Annotated in this window: 13 protein-coding genes; all 13 read left to right on the top strand. The window is 54.3% G+C overall.

All coding sequences use genetic code 11. From position 1 onward, the window contains the following. Window positions 1-87: 87 nt before the first annotated feature. The gene (locus RHM61_RS07810) at window positions 88-1,482 is read left to right on the top strand and encodes an MATE family efflux transporter (protein ID WP_322250563.1); all 1,395 of its coding nucleotides are present in this window, start codon (window positions 88-90) and stop codon (window positions 1,480-1,482) included. Window positions 1,483-1,507: 25 nt separating this feature from the next. Then, window positions 1,508-2,599 carry a redox-regulated ATPase YchF gene (gene ychF / locus RHM61_RS07805; RefSeq protein WP_322250562.1) on the top strand — a complete coding sequence of 364 codons (1,092 nt, stop codon included), beginning with the start codon at window positions 1,508-1,510 and terminating at the stop codon, window positions 2,597-2,599. Window positions 2,600-3,979: 1,380 nt separating this feature from the next. Then, on the top strand, window positions 3,980-5,203 hold the full coding sequence (locus RHM61_RS07800) for a beta-ketoacyl-[acyl-carrier-protein] synthase family protein (RefSeq protein ID WP_322250561.1): 1,224 nt from the start codon (window positions 3,980-3,982) through the stop codon (window positions 5,201-5,203). Then, window positions 5,200-5,457 carry a phosphopantetheine-binding protein gene (locus tag RHM61_RS07795; RefSeq protein WP_322250560.1) on the top strand — a complete coding sequence of 86 codons (258 nt, stop codon included), beginning with the start codon at window positions 5,200-5,202 and terminating at the stop codon, window positions 5,455-5,457. Before RHM61_RS07800 ends, RHM61_RS07795 begins: the two co-directional genes overlap by 4 nt. Before the next feature lie 21 nt (window positions 5,458-5,478). Next, window positions 5,479-6,396: a hypothetical protein gene (locus RHM61_RS07790; RefSeq protein ID WP_322250559.1), complete on the top strand. Its 918-nt coding sequence runs from the start codon at window positions 5,479-5,481 to the stop codon at window positions 6,394-6,396. After that, on the top strand, window positions 6,393-6,848 hold the full coding sequence (locus RHM61_RS07785) for a hypothetical protein (RefSeq protein ID WP_322250558.1): 456 nt from the start codon (window positions 6,393-6,395) through the stop codon (window positions 6,846-6,848). Before RHM61_RS07790 ends, RHM61_RS07785 begins: the two co-directional genes overlap by 4 nt. Further along, entirely contained in the window at window positions 6,845-7,462 is a 618-nt protein-coding gene (locus RHM61_RS07780) for a GNAT family protein (RefSeq protein WP_322250557.1), read from the top strand. The genes RHM61_RS07785 and RHM61_RS07780 overlap by 4 nt, the downstream gene beginning before the upstream one ends. Next, window positions 7,456-8,004: a CPBP family intramembrane glutamic endopeptidase gene (locus RHM61_RS07775; protein ID WP_322250556.1), complete on the top strand. Its 549-nt coding sequence runs from the start codon at window positions 7,456-7,458 to the stop codon at window positions 8,002-8,004. Before RHM61_RS07780 ends, RHM61_RS07775 begins: the two co-directional genes overlap by 7 nt. Continuing rightward, complete coding sequence (locus tag RHM61_RS07770; RefSeq protein WP_322250555.1) at window positions 7,994-9,070, top strand: efflux RND transporter periplasmic adaptor subunit; 1,077 nt, start codon at window positions 7,994-7,996, stop codon at window positions 9,068-9,070. Before RHM61_RS07775 ends, RHM61_RS07770 begins: the two co-directional genes overlap by 11 nt. Then, on the top strand, window positions 9,067-9,729 hold the full coding sequence (locus RHM61_RS07765; RefSeq protein WP_322250554.1) for an ABC transporter ATP-binding protein: 663 nt from the start codon (window positions 9,067-9,069) through the stop codon (window positions 9,727-9,729). The genes RHM61_RS07770 and RHM61_RS07765 overlap by 4 nt, the downstream gene beginning before the upstream one ends. Next, on the top strand, window positions 9,726-10,979 hold the full coding sequence (locus RHM61_RS07760) for an ABC transporter permease (protein ID WP_322250553.1): 1,254 nt from the start codon (window positions 9,726-9,728) through the stop codon (window positions 10,977-10,979). The genes RHM61_RS07765 and RHM61_RS07760 overlap by 4 nt, the downstream gene beginning before the upstream one ends. Continuing rightward, on the top strand, window positions 10,972-12,297 hold the full coding sequence (locus RHM61_RS07755; protein WP_322250552.1) for a TolC family protein: 1,326 nt from the start codon (window positions 10,972-10,974) through the stop codon (window positions 12,295-12,297). The genes RHM61_RS07760 and RHM61_RS07755 overlap by 8 nt, the downstream gene beginning before the upstream one ends. Continuing rightward, complete coding sequence (locus RHM61_RS07750) at window positions 12,294-13,973, top strand: ABC transporter ATP-binding protein (RefSeq protein ID WP_322250551.1); 1,680 nt, start codon at window positions 12,294-12,296, stop codon at window positions 13,971-13,973. The genes RHM61_RS07755 and RHM61_RS07750 overlap by 4 nt, the downstream gene beginning before the upstream one ends. The last annotated feature ends 4 nt before the right edge of the window (window positions 13,974-13,977 follow it).

Raw genomic sequence — 13,977 nt, 5'->3', positions numbered from 1 at the left:
GGCCTCAGATAGCGTGTATCAAGCGTGCGCGGCCTGTTCCCCGCGTCGATACGCTAACATACTGCTCCACCTGACAAAAACACTTTGATGAAAACCCGTATCCGCTCCGAAGCCGCCGCCATCTGGCAAATTGCCTGGCCGGTATTGATTGGCCAACTCGCTACCGTCGGCATGGGTGTGGCCGACGTCGCCATGTCCGGTCACTTCAATTCCGAAGAACTGGCTGCCGTTTCGCTCGGCGCTTCCCTTTGGACCATCGTCATGGTCACGGTGATGGGGGTGATGATGGTGGTTAACGCCATGGTCGCGCATGAAATCGGCGCCGGCGCGCTCGGCCGGGTGCCGCGCATGATACGCCAATCATTGTGGATGGGACTCCTGATCGGCGTAGTCGGCATGGTCGCACTCAATGCCTTGACGCTGGTGTTCGGCCATCTCGATCTCGGTCAGGCCGTGCACGAAAAAGCCGCGCGCTACGTCCATGTCATCAGCACCGGCTTACCGGCCTTTGCCATGTACCGCGCGCTCTACGCTTACACCACCAGTCTGAACCAAACCAAGCCGGTGATGCTGATCGCGCTGTTTGGCTTAGGCTTTAATGTGCTGATGAATTGGCTGCTCATTTATGGTCACTTCGGTTTTCCACAACTCGGCGCCACCGGCTGTGCCGTCGCCACCAGCGCCGGCCTGTGGCTGATGCTGGCCGCTATGCTGCTCTGGATACGCCGTGCCGAGGTATATCGGGCGACCTATCCGTTCCACCATCTCGAATTGCCACACTGGCAAGAAATCAAAACCATGCTGCGCCTCGGCTGGCCGATCGGGGTCACGCATTTCGCCGAGGTGTCGGCCTTTTCGGCAGTCGGTTTGTTAGTCGCGCGTTTCGGTGTGGTACCGGTGTCGGCCAATCAGATCGCCCTCAATTTTTCTTCCCTGCTGTTCATGGTCCCGCTGAGCGTCGGCATTGCCCTCACTACCCGCGTCGGTCAAACGCTGGGCGAAGGTGATGTGCGGCAGGCGCGCTTCATTTCCTGGCTAGGTGTGGGTTTTTCGCTCGGCTTTGCCATTCTGTCGGCCAGCTTCGTCGCCTTGTTGCGCGAACCGATAGCGGCGATGTATACCAGCGACCCGGCAGTGCAAGAGATGGCGGCCACCTTGCTCTTGTTTGCGGCGATTTTTCAGCTCTCCGATGCGGCACAGGTAGTCGCTTCCTGTGCGGTGCGCGGCTATAAAGTCACGCGCACCCCGATGATTATCCATCTGGTGGCGTTTTATGGTTTGGCACTGCCACTCGGCTGTGCACTCGGTCTGGCACCCGACTGGCTGCCATGGAAACCAGCCGTCGCCATGGGTGCGGAAGGTTTTTGGATCGGTCTGATCCTCGGTCTGACCGTGGCTGGCGGCCTGTTACTGGCTTATTTACAGCGAATCAGCAGTCAAAGAATCAGAATGGCGGTCAATTCCGGTAAAATAGCGGGCTAATCCATCTAATCATCGGCAAATCATCATGAGTCTCCAATGCGGCATCGTCGGCCTGCCTAACGTCGGCAAATCCACCCTTTTCAATGCACTGACCAAGGCCGGCATCCCGGCAGAAAATTATCCTTTCTGCACGATTGAGCCGAATGTCGGTGTGGTGGAAGTACCTGATCCGCGTTTGCAGCAGTTATCTGCCATCGTCAAGCCGGAACGCGTGCAAAACGCCATCGTTGAATTCGTCGACATCGCTGGTCTGGTGGCCGGCGCGTCCAAAGGCGAAGGCTTGGGCAATCAATTTCTCGCGCATATCCGCGAAACCGATGCCATCGTCAATGTGGTGCGCTGCTTCGAAGATGACAATGTGATTCACGTGTCGGGTAAAGTCAGTCCACTCGACGATATCGAAGTCATCCAGACTGAATTGGCACTGGCTGATATGAGCAGCGTGGAAAAAGCGATCCACCGCGAAAACAAGAAAGCCCGCTCCGGCGACAAAGATGCCGCCAAACTGGTGGCCTTGTTGGAACGTATCATGCCGGCGCTGAACGATGCCAAGCCGGTGCGTGCGCTCGGCCTTGATGCCGAAGAAATGTTATTGCTCAAGCCTTTGTGCCTGATCACGGCGAAACCGGCGATGTATGTCGCCAATGTGTCCGATACCGGCTTCACCGATAATCCGCTGCTCGATCAACTGACTGCCTTCGCCGCGGCACAGAATGCCCCTATCGTCGCCATTTGCGCCTCGATCGAATCGGAAATCGCCGATCTCGACGATGCCGATAAAACCGAATTCCTGGCCGACATGGGCATGCAAGAACCCGGTCTCGACCGTCTGATCCGCGCCGCCTACAAGTTACTCGGCTTGCAAACCTATTTCACCGCCGGCGTCAAAGAAGTACGCGCCTGGACTATCCATGTCGGCGATACGGCCCCACAAGCGGCCGGTGTGATTCACACCGATTTCGAACGCGGTTTCATTCGCGCGCAAACCATCGCATTTGACGATTTCATCGCGTTCAAAGGCGAAGCCGGTGCCAAAGAAGCCGGCAAGATGCGCGCTGAAGGCAAGGAATACGTCGTCAAGGATGGCGATGTGTTGAACTTCTTGTTCAATGTCTGAAGCTTGAACTTTTTTGAAAGCCGCGATGATTCGCGGCTTTTTTTTAGCCGTTTTTAACAAATCGCGCTTTCCAAGACTTGTTGGCTCCGGTCTTCCCGAGGCTGTCGCAAAAGGGTTTTTCAGTCTGCATCATTACCCCAACCGCCCGTAACGTCGTTCCTGCGCGCTTTTGGCAGGAATCCAGGGGCGTTCGTGGTTAACTGAAAATGCCCGAAGTTGTGGTATTTTCAGTGTAAAAAACGACACTAGGTTCCCGCCAAAAGCACGCGGGAATGACGAGGTATACGGTGTTTCAGGTGTAAAAAAGCGTCCATCAGGCTTTTGCGACAGCCTCTTCCCTAGGGAAGCATGAAATGGTCCTGACAATGACGGAACGCAAAACAATGCAGTTCCCCTGTTTTCTAAGATAGACCGCTCATTCGATTGAATTGCTTGCCTCTTGACGCGGCAGTGCCCCAACTCAGATACCAACCAACGCCGCCCTCGATCGCGGCTTTTTTTGCGCCCGGCAAAATGTAACAGCCGCGGTAACAATCAAATAAATCTCGTTGTGCACTGAGCCGTATTGAGGGCCAAGAGCATGCCATTTGGGTCTGGCTTCTTTCGCCTTCGCCATAGCAGAACATGGCCGGAAAACGGCTTGAATGGCCCGGTGTTACATTTAAGTTACTTGACAATAAAATTAGCAAAGAAAATGTGCGAGAAAAGCCTGACTCTTGCTCAGCTCAAGCTCAGCAGTGGTCAAATTCGGACCTTGCAAGTAGGGGAAGTTTTGGCCTGAACACTGACATTGCGTCAGTATTAACGAGTACCCCGTGGCCAAGCGAAGAGCTAGCGCACGGGGTAAGAGAATGCACGCCAAATACTTGGCTTGCATTCAACTAATTACTTAGCAGCAATTAGTTGATGTGGTGTAGGTTACTGTGCCAGATGGTGGGCTGATTGTACCGCTACCGCCAACACAACCGCCGGCTGCGGCGATTTGCCCGCTACTGCAGGCTTGACCATTGCTGTCAGAGCCTTTTGCAAGGACTGGACCTTGTTGTGTTTTTTGCAAATTGAGTTTCATATTTTTCTCAAAAAAAGTATCTGAAAATTAACATTACCTGTACTCAGGACCTTCATGTGGTTCAGATTTCCACCAAAAGATGGCGCAATTATATTAACAAATTAGAGATAAGTTTCTAATTAGTGGTGCCAAAGCTACAATTTAAATTACTGTTTTTTAAATAAGACAGTTTGTGATAACGTTCGGCTCCTTGTGTGCATTTACGCCACTTTACCGATCGCGACGGCTATGTTCTTTGCGAATAGAATACGCTATGATCGCGGTCTTTTGAAATCAGTAACGATCGCATGTAATTTTTTGGTACCTGAGAAATGAGAAAAAGAGTTGTCGTCACAGGCCTGGGCTGCCTGACTGCCAATAGCGTTTCGGTCACACAATTTTGGGCCGCGCTCCAAGAGGGGCGTTCGTCAATCGCCGCACTCACGCGCTTCGACACAACTGCCTACAAAAGCAAGATCGGTGCGGAGATTTCCCACGATCTGGCAGCACTGAGCGGTTTGAATCTGGCAAATATTTCGCGCAATGCCCAATTTGCGCTCTGTGCCGCGCAAGAAGCCCTTCGCGACAGCGGCATCATCGAGGCTGAGCTGCCGGCCGCCGCGATCGGGATTTGTCTGGGCACCGGTTTGGGTGGTCTGTACTTCAGCGAAGAGGCGCTGTTACGATTGTTGGAAAAAGGCCCGGAACGCGTCAGCCCGCTGACGGTGCCGTCGGTCGACCCGAATGTCATCGTCAATCAGATCGCCATGCGCTGGGGTATTTCCGGTCAACAATTTTCTATTTCCAGTGCGTGCTCGTCGAGCGGCCATGCGCTCGGTGCCGCGTTAGACATGATACGAGCCGGTCGCGCGCAAGCGGTGATCAGCGGCGGCGTGGAGGCGACCATTTCGCCCGCAATTTTTTCCGGTTTCGATAAGTTGCGCGCCATGTCTACCCGTAACGACACACCCGAGATAGCGTGCCGCCCCTTTTCGGCCGACCGCGATGGCTTCGTGATGGCCGAAGGTGCCGCCATCTTGGTGCTGGAAGAGGCCGCGTCGGCGCGTGCACGCGGTGCCAACATTTACGCAGAATTGCTCGGCTATGGTGCCAGCGGTGGCGGCTACCATGCGGTGATGCCGCAACCGAACGGCCTCGATGCGGCGCAGGCAATGCAACTGGCACTGGCCGATGCCGGCATCTGTGCCAGCCAGATCGACTTGATCAATCCGCACGGTACCGCAACCAAACTCAACGATGATGCCGAACTCAAGGCCATGCAAGCAGTATTCGGCACGCGCTTAGCCGACATCCACATGACACCGACCAAGCAATTGACTGGCCATTTGCTCGGCGCCGCCGCCGCCATCGAAGCGCTGCATGTCGTCAAGTCGCTGGAAACCAGCAGTGTTACTGCGATTCCCCATTTCGACCGGAGTGTCGATTTGAAGATTGCCAGCGCCGCCAGTCATGCCGCGCCAATTCGCTATGCGATGAGTAATTCCTTTGGTTTCGGCAATAACAATGTCAGTTTAATTTTTGGAGTTTACGAATGAAAATCACGCGCGAAGAATTTATTACCATCATTAAAAACAATGCCTCTGAATTCGATGGCCGCGCCATCTCCAGCACGGATCAACTGGCCACCCTGGGCCTCGATTCACTGGGTTTTGCCACGACTTTGTTTGCCATCGAAGACCAACTCAATATCAGCATCGACGAAGCTTATCTGGCGCGCCTCAACAGCTTGAGTACGGTCGGTGATTTGGTCCGCGTATTCGCCGACCTCGGTTACGAAATCGAAGTTTGATGGTATAAAAAAGGAATCGTCGTGCGCATTGAAAATCTGCTTCCGTATTTTGGACGAGCGATCACTAAATTCGTTTTCACGCCGCTGTTTACTCGCAAAGTAGTACGCGAGCTCAAGCCTAACGAGGCCTGGGTGCTGGCAAAAATTCGTTCGGCCTTGCAGCTGAGCGCCGCCGAAGCGCAGCGTGTGTATCGCCGCGGTATAGGCAGCGAAATTAATTTTCAACTCGATTACGCCTGGATCGCGCAAGCGAAAAAACAGCGCATCCTTGCCGAACTCGCCCGCACGCGCATCGAACATCTCGGGCGAGTACAGCAGGTGATGCAAACCGGTCGGCCGGTGATTTTGTTATCGATACACATGGGCAGCTTCTACTTTGGCTTTTTAAAATTGGCGATGGAAGTGCAAGCCGAGCGGGAAATAAATATTGTGAAAATGGCTAGCGCCAATTCTCAAGAAGATTCCTTACATCGTTTGATAGAAGAAAAATTCGGCGCAGTGAAAGTGCTGCGCTTTGATGATGATGTCGGCAAAAATGCTTATTTGGCTCTGCGTCGTGGCGGCATCGTCGCCATGATGAGTGATGTCGAAGTACGCGTTCCCTCGCGCGAAAAAGTACCGTTCTTTGGGCAGGATTGTTTCATGCAAAGCGGCGTAGCGCGCTTAGCCTTAACCACCCGTGCCATCATTTTGCCGGTCATTAATTTTGAAACCGCCAGCGGCGAGCGCGTGATACGCATAGAGCAGCCCTTGTTCCCAGAGCCGGCACACCGTGGCGAAAGTAACCAGCAAGTGGTGGCACGTCTGATGCAGCAGATCGCCAGTTTGTTCGAAACTTGGGTGCAAATAGATCCGCAACAATTTCAGCGCTGGACCGATTTGGCTTGGACCATGTATCAACATGCCGATGCCAAAGAGCCGGTGAAGGCGGCATCATGAGGCGCTTGGAAGCCAGTGATATCGTGCCCTTGCGCAGCGCATTGCAGGACCATTATCACAGCTATTTTTTGTTGAAGTCGCTGCATGGTTTCTCTGCTTCAGAAATGCAGGAATCACTCGATGATAGCCACACCCTGCACTTTCTCGAGCAGGCAGGCGAGCGTCCGACCTTGCTGTCACTGGGTCAGTTCGACCGCCAGCAAGGTAATATGCAATTGCAATTATGCGGCCGCCTGGCCCAGCCTGAGCTGGCCCGACATCACCTGCGCGCGATACAAGCCGGCAGCGGCATAGCACGCGTGTATTCTTTTCTTTTCGAACATGAAACAGCGGAGGCGCAAAGTTTACTGCAACTTGGTTTACATGCCGAAGCCAGGCTCAGAGAGCATTTGTTTGTCAACGGCCGCTACCACGATCTGCTGGTATTCGGATGTGTGGAGCCCGTGCCATGATTTTTGAAATAGCAGGATTATTCATCGTCGTGCGCAAGCCCGAAATCGCTGATTTGCCGGTGCTCAGCCGCTGGCTGGCCTCTGAACTGTATTGCACCAACATGGGCGGCATGCCTGGTATGTCGGAGCAGTTTTATCACGAGCAGGCTTGCGCGATGTTGCAAGCCAACGCCAATGACCGCTCGGATAAAATCGTCTATCTGGTATTCGACCGTTTCACCCAGCAAGCGGTGGCCTTGTCCTTGCTGAGTCAGATCGACTGGAAGAACCGACATGCCGAACACAGTTATCTGGTCGGCGAGGAAAGTTACCGATCCAAGCTGGTCGCCGGTGATTTGAATATGGTGATGAATAATTATTTTTTCAGTCAGTTAAATCTGAATAAAATTTACTCCTTCATCTTCGATTTCAATCAAGCGGCCCTACGCCTGACTGGTTTCGGCGGCAGCGCCGAAGGAATTTTAAAACAACACCGCCGCTATAACGGTGTCGCCATGGATGTGCATGTATACAGCATCACGAGCCGGGAGTTTTCCGAATTCGTTCATCAGCACGCCACCGGCCTGTTGCGCAAACATATTCATTACGGCCTCTTGCCGGCACCGGCATGTTGATACTCTGGCTGGCATTGATGAGCGGGCGGACGCTGCTGTTCGGCCCGGTTGGTCTGCTGCTCGATGCGCTGATACTCGGCCTTGCTGTGGCCAGCGATCAGCGGCTGCGGCCGATCTGTGACTGGTCGCGTACACCGCTGTATCTGGCTGCGGCACTGGCGAGCTTTGCCCTGGCCAGCGCTCTCACCTGCAGCGCTCCGCGCGCCTATTGGCGCGGTATCACGGCGTCGCTGCGGCGAGGCGCACGCCAGTGGCAATACCTGAAACGGGCCGCCCTCAGCGCACTGCACGAAGAGCTGATCTGGCGCGTGGTATTGCAAGGCACATTGAGCAGCGCACTGGGAGCGCTGCCGGCGCTCGTGCTGGTCGCCAGTGCATTTACCTATTGGCACCGACATACGCTGCGCGCCCAGATATTCCAGATCGTCGAACTGCTGCTGTTCGCACTCTTGCTCGGCACAGCGTATGCGTTACTCAACGATGCGCTGTGCGTGTTTCTGCTTCACTTTATACGAAATTATTTAGTTCAAAATGGCCAATAATATGTCTATGCAGCCGCTGAAAAATAACTGGAAGCTTGCTGTTTTATGCCTGACAGTGCTCACCCTGTCGCTGTTCTATCTCAATAAAACGGCATCGAAGACGAGCGCGCTGCCAGCAGACTTCCATGCCAGCATCGGCCCTTTGCGCGATGTCTTGATTGCCAAGGGCGTGGTGAGTGATGATCATCAAATCAGTATTCGCGCCCAGGCCGCGAGCAAGGTCAGCACCATCATGGTGAGAGAAGGACAGGATGTGAAAAGTGGCCAGCCCTTGATCAAGCTGGCTGACCCGGCCACAGAAATCGAACTGCGCAGCAAACATATCGAGCTGCAATCGCTACGTTCGAAGCAAACCAGTTTAAGTAAGGAGTACGCCGGGCTCGAACATTTGTTCGGCGTCGGCGGGATTGCCGCAAATGAGTTGAGACAAAAAAAACTCGAGCTGGAATTGGCCGACAATGAGCTGCAGCGCGCCCATCTGGATAACGAGCGTCTGCAACAAAGGCGTGAGCAATTAATTTTGTACAGCCCCATCAATGGCGTCGTGTCGGGCATTAACGTGGCACTCGCTCAGTCGGTCGCGGCGGCGGAAGAATTGCTGACCCTGGCCGGCGGCGGTGAAAAAACCATCGTCGCCTATGTCGATGCCCTCGATGTCAAGCGCCTCTCGATCGGTACGCCAGTGAGTTTGAGCGAGCAGGAAGACGGCGGCACGGTACGCCACGGCAGCGTCCGCTCGATCGCCAGATTTGCCGGCAGTGCGCAACACCCGAATACGGTGAAAATTGTGATTGAAGCCGGCGAGGCACTGCGCCAGTTGCGCAGTGCGCAGCAATTGTATGTCGAATTCATTTTGTATGAAGAACGCGCCGCACTCAGAATTCCACGCGAGTTGGTATATCAAAAAGATGGCCGCGATATGGTGTATGTACGCACGGCAGAGGGTGTACAAAGCAAGATCATACGGCTGCTTCAGGGCGATGCCAACTACGACAAAGTTTTGTCCGGGGTAACAGCGGCCGATGTCTTGGTCAAACAGCCGCGCACTGATGGCGGGCACCCATGATAGCGCTCGAAGCGATAGAAAAATCGTATCTGGTCGGCGGTCTGCCGCTGCAAGTGCTGGACCAAGTTTCCTTGCGCGTTGACAGTGGCGAATTCATCGCCCTGATCGGCCGTTCAGGTTCAGGAAAATCGAGCTTGCTCAATATTATCGGCTGTCTCGATCATCCCAGCGCCGGCCGCTATTTTCTAAATGGCCACAACGTTTCTGGCTTGGCCGACAATGAACTGGCGGCGCTACGCAACCGCCACATAGGCTTCATTTTTCAAAATTTCAATTTAATACCGCGTTGTTCGGCGCTTAAAAATATAGAAAAGCCGCTCATCTACCGTGGCATCAAGCCGACCGAACGCCGCCGTCTGGCGCTGGCCATGTTGGCCAAGGTAGGCTTATCCGACCGTGCCGAGCATTTGCCATCGCAATTATCGGGCGGTCAACAGCAACGTGTGGCGATTGCTCGTGCCTTAGTGACCGACCCCAGCCTGATCATCGCCGATGAACCTACCGGCAGTCTCGATTCGGCCACCGGCGGGGAAATCATGCGCTTGCTGCGCGCCTTGAACCATGAAGGACGCACCATCGTGCTGGTAACGCACGATCAGACGCTGGCAGCGCATGCGGATCGGGTCATCGAATTGGCCGACGGCAGGATCACAGCATGAGTGCGAAACGGATCAATTTGTCGTCGGCAATGCTGGCGGAGGCGCTGGAAGCCTTGAGCCACAACGGCTTTCGCACCAGTCTGAGCTTGCTCGGTGTGGCGATCGGCATTGCTGCCATCATGGTCGTGAGCAGTATCGCCACTTCAGGGCGCACGATGATTTTCAGCGAACTCGAAACCTTCGGCTTGCGCACTTTCTGGGTGTTCCGCGCCAAAGAAGCGCCAAGCCGCTTGGAAAAAGATGTTTCCGGTTCCGGCATCAGCACCGCCGACTATAAAGCTCTGCTCAACTTGGCCGACAGTGCAATCGAAAAATTGTCTCCGGTGGTCAATAGTGAGCTAGCCGGGGCGAGCGCCTCGAAACATGGCCAAAGTCTGAAAATCACTTTGTTGGGGGTGAACCAAGACTATGCGGAAATCAATGGCGACACGCTGCAGTCGGGGCGCTTCATTGGACCTGATGATATCCGCCAACGTGCCAACGTCGCCGTGGTCGGCAGCGAAATCGTGGCGCGCTTGCTGGACCAAGCGGATGATGCGGTGGGTAAACATATCAGTATTAACGGTGACTGGTATGTCGTCATCGGCACCCTGCAGGCCAAAAGCCGTGATCTGATTTCCAGTATTGGCGCCGGCAAGGAAGAGACTGGTGCGCGCGTCCTCATTCCTTATTCGACTCAACAAAAACGCCTCGGCGACCCCGATTATGTCAGCTTTCTGCAAGGCCAGGCACGTTCTACCGAACACTCCGCTGCCGCGATTGCGCAAGTCATCGCGCAACTCGACTGGCGCCACAAGGCAGCCTATCGCTACAACTCGGAGAGTATGGCCAGTTACATTGCGACCGCCAATCGGATACTCGGCGGTGTCACGCTCATCGGCATTGTCGCCGCCACGGTTTCTCTACTCGTCGGCGGCTTGGCCATCATGAATATCATGACGACCTCGGTGATCGAACGGACCAAAGAAATCGGCTTGCGGCGCGCACTCGGTGCCACCCAGTCTGCCATCAAGACGCAGTTTTTGCTCGAATCGATACTGATCAGCTTACTCGGCGGTGCCGGCGGCGTCTTGCTGGGGCTGGCGGTGGTGTTTGTGCTGGCCGCGGTGACGGCACTGAAAATGTCGGTGTCATTACAGGGCTTGCTGTTGGCAGTCGGCAGTTCGCTCTTGGTCGGCATCGCCTCCGGCTATTATCCGGCGCGCACCGCATCAAAATTAATTCCTGTTGAGGCATTACGTTATGAATAAACCTCGGATAGTCGTAGCGACTTGGCTATGCGCCGCGACGCTCGCAGCGCTGCCGGCAGGCGCGGCCGAATCTGCGCTCAGTTTTGAGGCAGTCTTGCTGCGCGGTTTAGCCAACGCTGCAAAATTAAAACAGACACAAATCGGCCTGGAAACCTCGGCCTGGGATACCACCCGCGCGACCAGCGCATTTTTACCGAAACTCGATGTCATCGCCTCGACTCAGCGTATCAAGTCCTTCGGTTCCATCCCCAGTGTCGACAGCTTGTTACTCGGTGGTGCCGACAGTGCCAATTACGCCAATGCGCAAACCAAGCTGGGTCTGAATATTTTTAACGGTGGCGCGGATTTGTCCGGCTTAAAACTGGCACGCGAGAAGGAACGTGAAGCCGCTTTACATCTGCAATTAGAGCGCCAGGAATTTGCCAGAAAAGTTTTATCTGCTTACCACGAGCTGCAGCAAGCACAACTGACACTGCAGATACATAGCGTGGAATGGTCTGGCCATGTCGCGCAATTCAGCCGTAGTCAGGCCGACTTTTCGCAAGGTCGGATCTCCGCCCTGGACTTAGCCGATGCCGAATTTGAGAAAAAGAAAAAGGAATTGGAAAAAAATGCTGCTGAGCGCAAGCACAGCAATGCCCTGCGAAAATTACTCCTGGTCATCGGTGACGATCTGGCAATCGAACCGATACCAACTCAGATTGACGCACGCAGCGACTACCAACGCAGCTTGCAAAACACTGGTTTCGAGGCGGTCGATGTGGTCAGTGAAGTGACTGTGCCGGCATCCAAGATCAAGCAATCGCAGTGGTTGTCACAGCAATCGCTGAGTCGCTTTCTGCCTAAAATAGATTTATACGCCAGAATTGACCATGCTGGTTTGGCGAAATCAGATTCGAGTATTCTACGTACCGTCAATGACTTGGCGCGCGATAAATCTTACTTCGGCATCACCTTCAGTTGGAATTTGTTCGACGGCTTCGATTCCTACGCCCAAGTGAAGATCAAGGCCAAAGAAATCGTGGCTACCCAAGAAGCCTATCGCTTGGCGCTCGAAGATCAACAGCGCGGCCAATACGAACTCGAACAAGCACTGCGCGAAGCCGAAGACGATTGCGAATTAGCGCGCGAAAAATTGCGTTTGATGCAGCAAAAGCGCACGGTACAACAACTCGAACACAGCTTGGGACGGCGCTCGGAATCTGCCTATGCCGAGAGCGAGACGAAACTGCAGGTACAGCAATTACAACTGCGCGCCAATGAAGAAAACCAACATTATCTGAAAGCCAAGCGCTTTCTGACCGGAGGACAATTTTGATCAGGCACCCTGCTTCTCACTTATCACTGCATGCGGCACGCCGTTACTGGCAACTGCTGCGGGTACAGCGCTGGCAAATCGGCGGCCAATTCTTTATTTTAATTTTTTCGGTACTGGCGCAAACGCCGATTCCCTTTTTACTCAGTCGTTTGATCGATGGATTTTCGCGGCGCAGCGCATTCTCCGGTTTGTTGCCAATCATTATCACGATGACACTGTGCTCGTTGGCCGGCATCGTGCTGTCAAGTTTGGCGCAAGTTCATGGCGCGCTGATGAATAAGCGTTTCTTCGTACAGATACGTTTGTTTTTTTTCGAACAATTACAACAAACAGCGCCAGCCAATTCCCACGACTCGCCCGATTTTCAACCGAGTGACGTGTATTCACGCTTGAGTCGTGATATCGGCACCGTTAATTATTTATCGCCAACCGGTCTGGCCGGCATCGCCAGAGACCTGTGTTTTGTATTGATTTTCGGCGGCATATTAATCTCTCTGAATGCCACCATCCTGTTGTGGATCGTCGGCCTGTTACCGCTGGCGAGTCTGCTGTTCATCTGGACCAGTAAACAATTGACGGCATTGGCACAGCATTCGCATGTCGCCTATGCCGCCGGCAGTGCCCGCCTGCTGGAGTCGATCGCCAGCCTGCGCGAAGCCCGCCTGACCGACACGGCAGGCTTCCATCGTCAGCGCCTGTCGCGCGCATTGGAAGACAGCGAACAGGCGACTTTCGAGGTGCGCAGATACAGCGCCGGCATGTTCGGACTACTCGGCAGTATTCCGGTCGCTGCCGCCGCACTGATCTGGACTGTCGGCGGGATGAAGGTTTCTTATGGTGCCCTGGGAGTCGGTGAAGTCGTCTCTTTTTTCGTCGTGCTGACGATGATGTATGGCCCTATCAATTCCTTATTCAGCGCCGCCTCCGGTTATTTCTATGAGCGCACTGCCATCGAGCGGCTATTCCAGTTGTCAGCCCACAGTTTGCAGACTGCAACGCCGACCACCAGCCATGCCGACCTCGCCACGCTACCCTACCCTGCACCGACGATCACGCTGCGTCAGCTGAGTTTTTTTTATGCTAACACCGGCGTGCTGCAGCAGCTTGATGCCGACATTGCCGCCGCTACTTGCGTGGCTATCCGTGGTGCCAATGGTGCCGGCAAATCGACCTTGCTGTCGCTGTTACTCGGCTTACTCGAACCGAGCAGCGGCAGCATTCTGTTCGACGACCAAGAAAGCAGCACGTTAAGCCCGCGCCAAAGGGCGGCACAGACAGGTTATCTGCCGCAAAATATTTTCATCTACTCCGATACCTTGCGCACCAATATCAGCTTGGGTCGGGCGCTATCTGACAATCAAATCATGCGGGCAGCGGCGCAGCTGCAATTACTCGATTTCATCGAATCGTGGGAGCACGGACTCGACAGCATAATTGCCGAAACCGGACGTGACTTGTCTGGTGGCGAAAAACAAAAAATTGCCCTGCTACGTGCCATTGTCATGCAGCCCACGCTGTTGATTTTGGATGAACCGGAAAATAATCTCGATCAAGCGGCGATACAAGGCTTGCGCAGCTATCTCGCAAGCCAGAAAACGCGCGTCAGTATCGTGCTGGTCACGCACAGCGAGACCTTTGCCGATTTGATCGATACGCAGATTGTTCTGTCTGCCTGATGGA

It is taken from the genome of Undibacterium sp. CCC3.4 (genome assembly GCF_034347425.1).
In the GTDB taxonomy this organism is placed as follows: domain Bacteria; phylum Pseudomonadota; class Gammaproteobacteria; order Burkholderiales; family Burkholderiaceae_D; genus Undibacterium.
Note: the sequence above shows the minus strand (reverse complement) of the source record. Positions and strands in the feature narration are given on the sequence as shown.

Bases quoted from the DNA above. Each gene is read 5' to 3' on its own strand.
- RHM61_RS07810 (WP_322250563.1), top strand. From the start codon at position 88: ATGAAAACCCGTATCCGCTCCGAAGCCGCCGCCATCTGGCAAATTGCC.
- ychF (WP_322250562.1), top strand. From the start codon at position 1,508: ATGAGTCTCCAATGCGGCATCGTCGGCCTGCCTAACGTCGGCAAATCC.
- RHM61_RS07800 (WP_322250561.1), top strand. From the start codon at position 3,980: ATGAGAAAAAGAGTTGTCGTCACAGGCCTGGGCTGCCTGACTGCCAAT.
- RHM61_RS07795 (WP_322250560.1), top strand. From the start codon at position 5,200: ATGAAAATCACGCGCGAAGAATTTATTACCATCATTAAAAACAATGCC.
- RHM61_RS07785 (WP_322250558.1), top strand. From the start codon at position 6,393: ATGAGGCGCTTGGAAGCCAGTGATATCGTGCCCTTGCGCAGCGCATTG.
- RHM61_RS07780 (WP_322250557.1), top strand. From the start codon at position 6,845: ATGATTTTTGAAATAGCAGGATTATTCATCGTCGTGCGCAAGCCCGAA.
- RHM61_RS07775 (WP_322250556.1), top strand. From the start codon at position 7,456: ATGTTGATACTCTGGCTGGCATTGATGAGCGGGCGGACGCTGCTGTTC.
- RHM61_RS07770 (WP_322250555.1), top strand. From the start codon at position 7,994: ATGGCCAATAATATGTCTATGCAGCCGCTGAAAAATAACTGGAAGCTT.
- RHM61_RS07765 (WP_322250554.1), top strand. From the start codon at position 9,067: ATGATAGCGCTCGAAGCGATAGAAAAATCGTATCTGGTCGGCGGTCTG.
- RHM61_RS07760 (WP_322250553.1), top strand. From the start codon at position 9,726: ATGAGTGCGAAACGGATCAATTTGTCGTCGGCAATGCTGGCGGAGGCG.
- RHM61_RS07755 (WP_322250552.1), top strand. From the start codon at position 10,972: ATGAATAAACCTCGGATAGTCGTAGCGACTTGGCTATGCGCCGCGACG.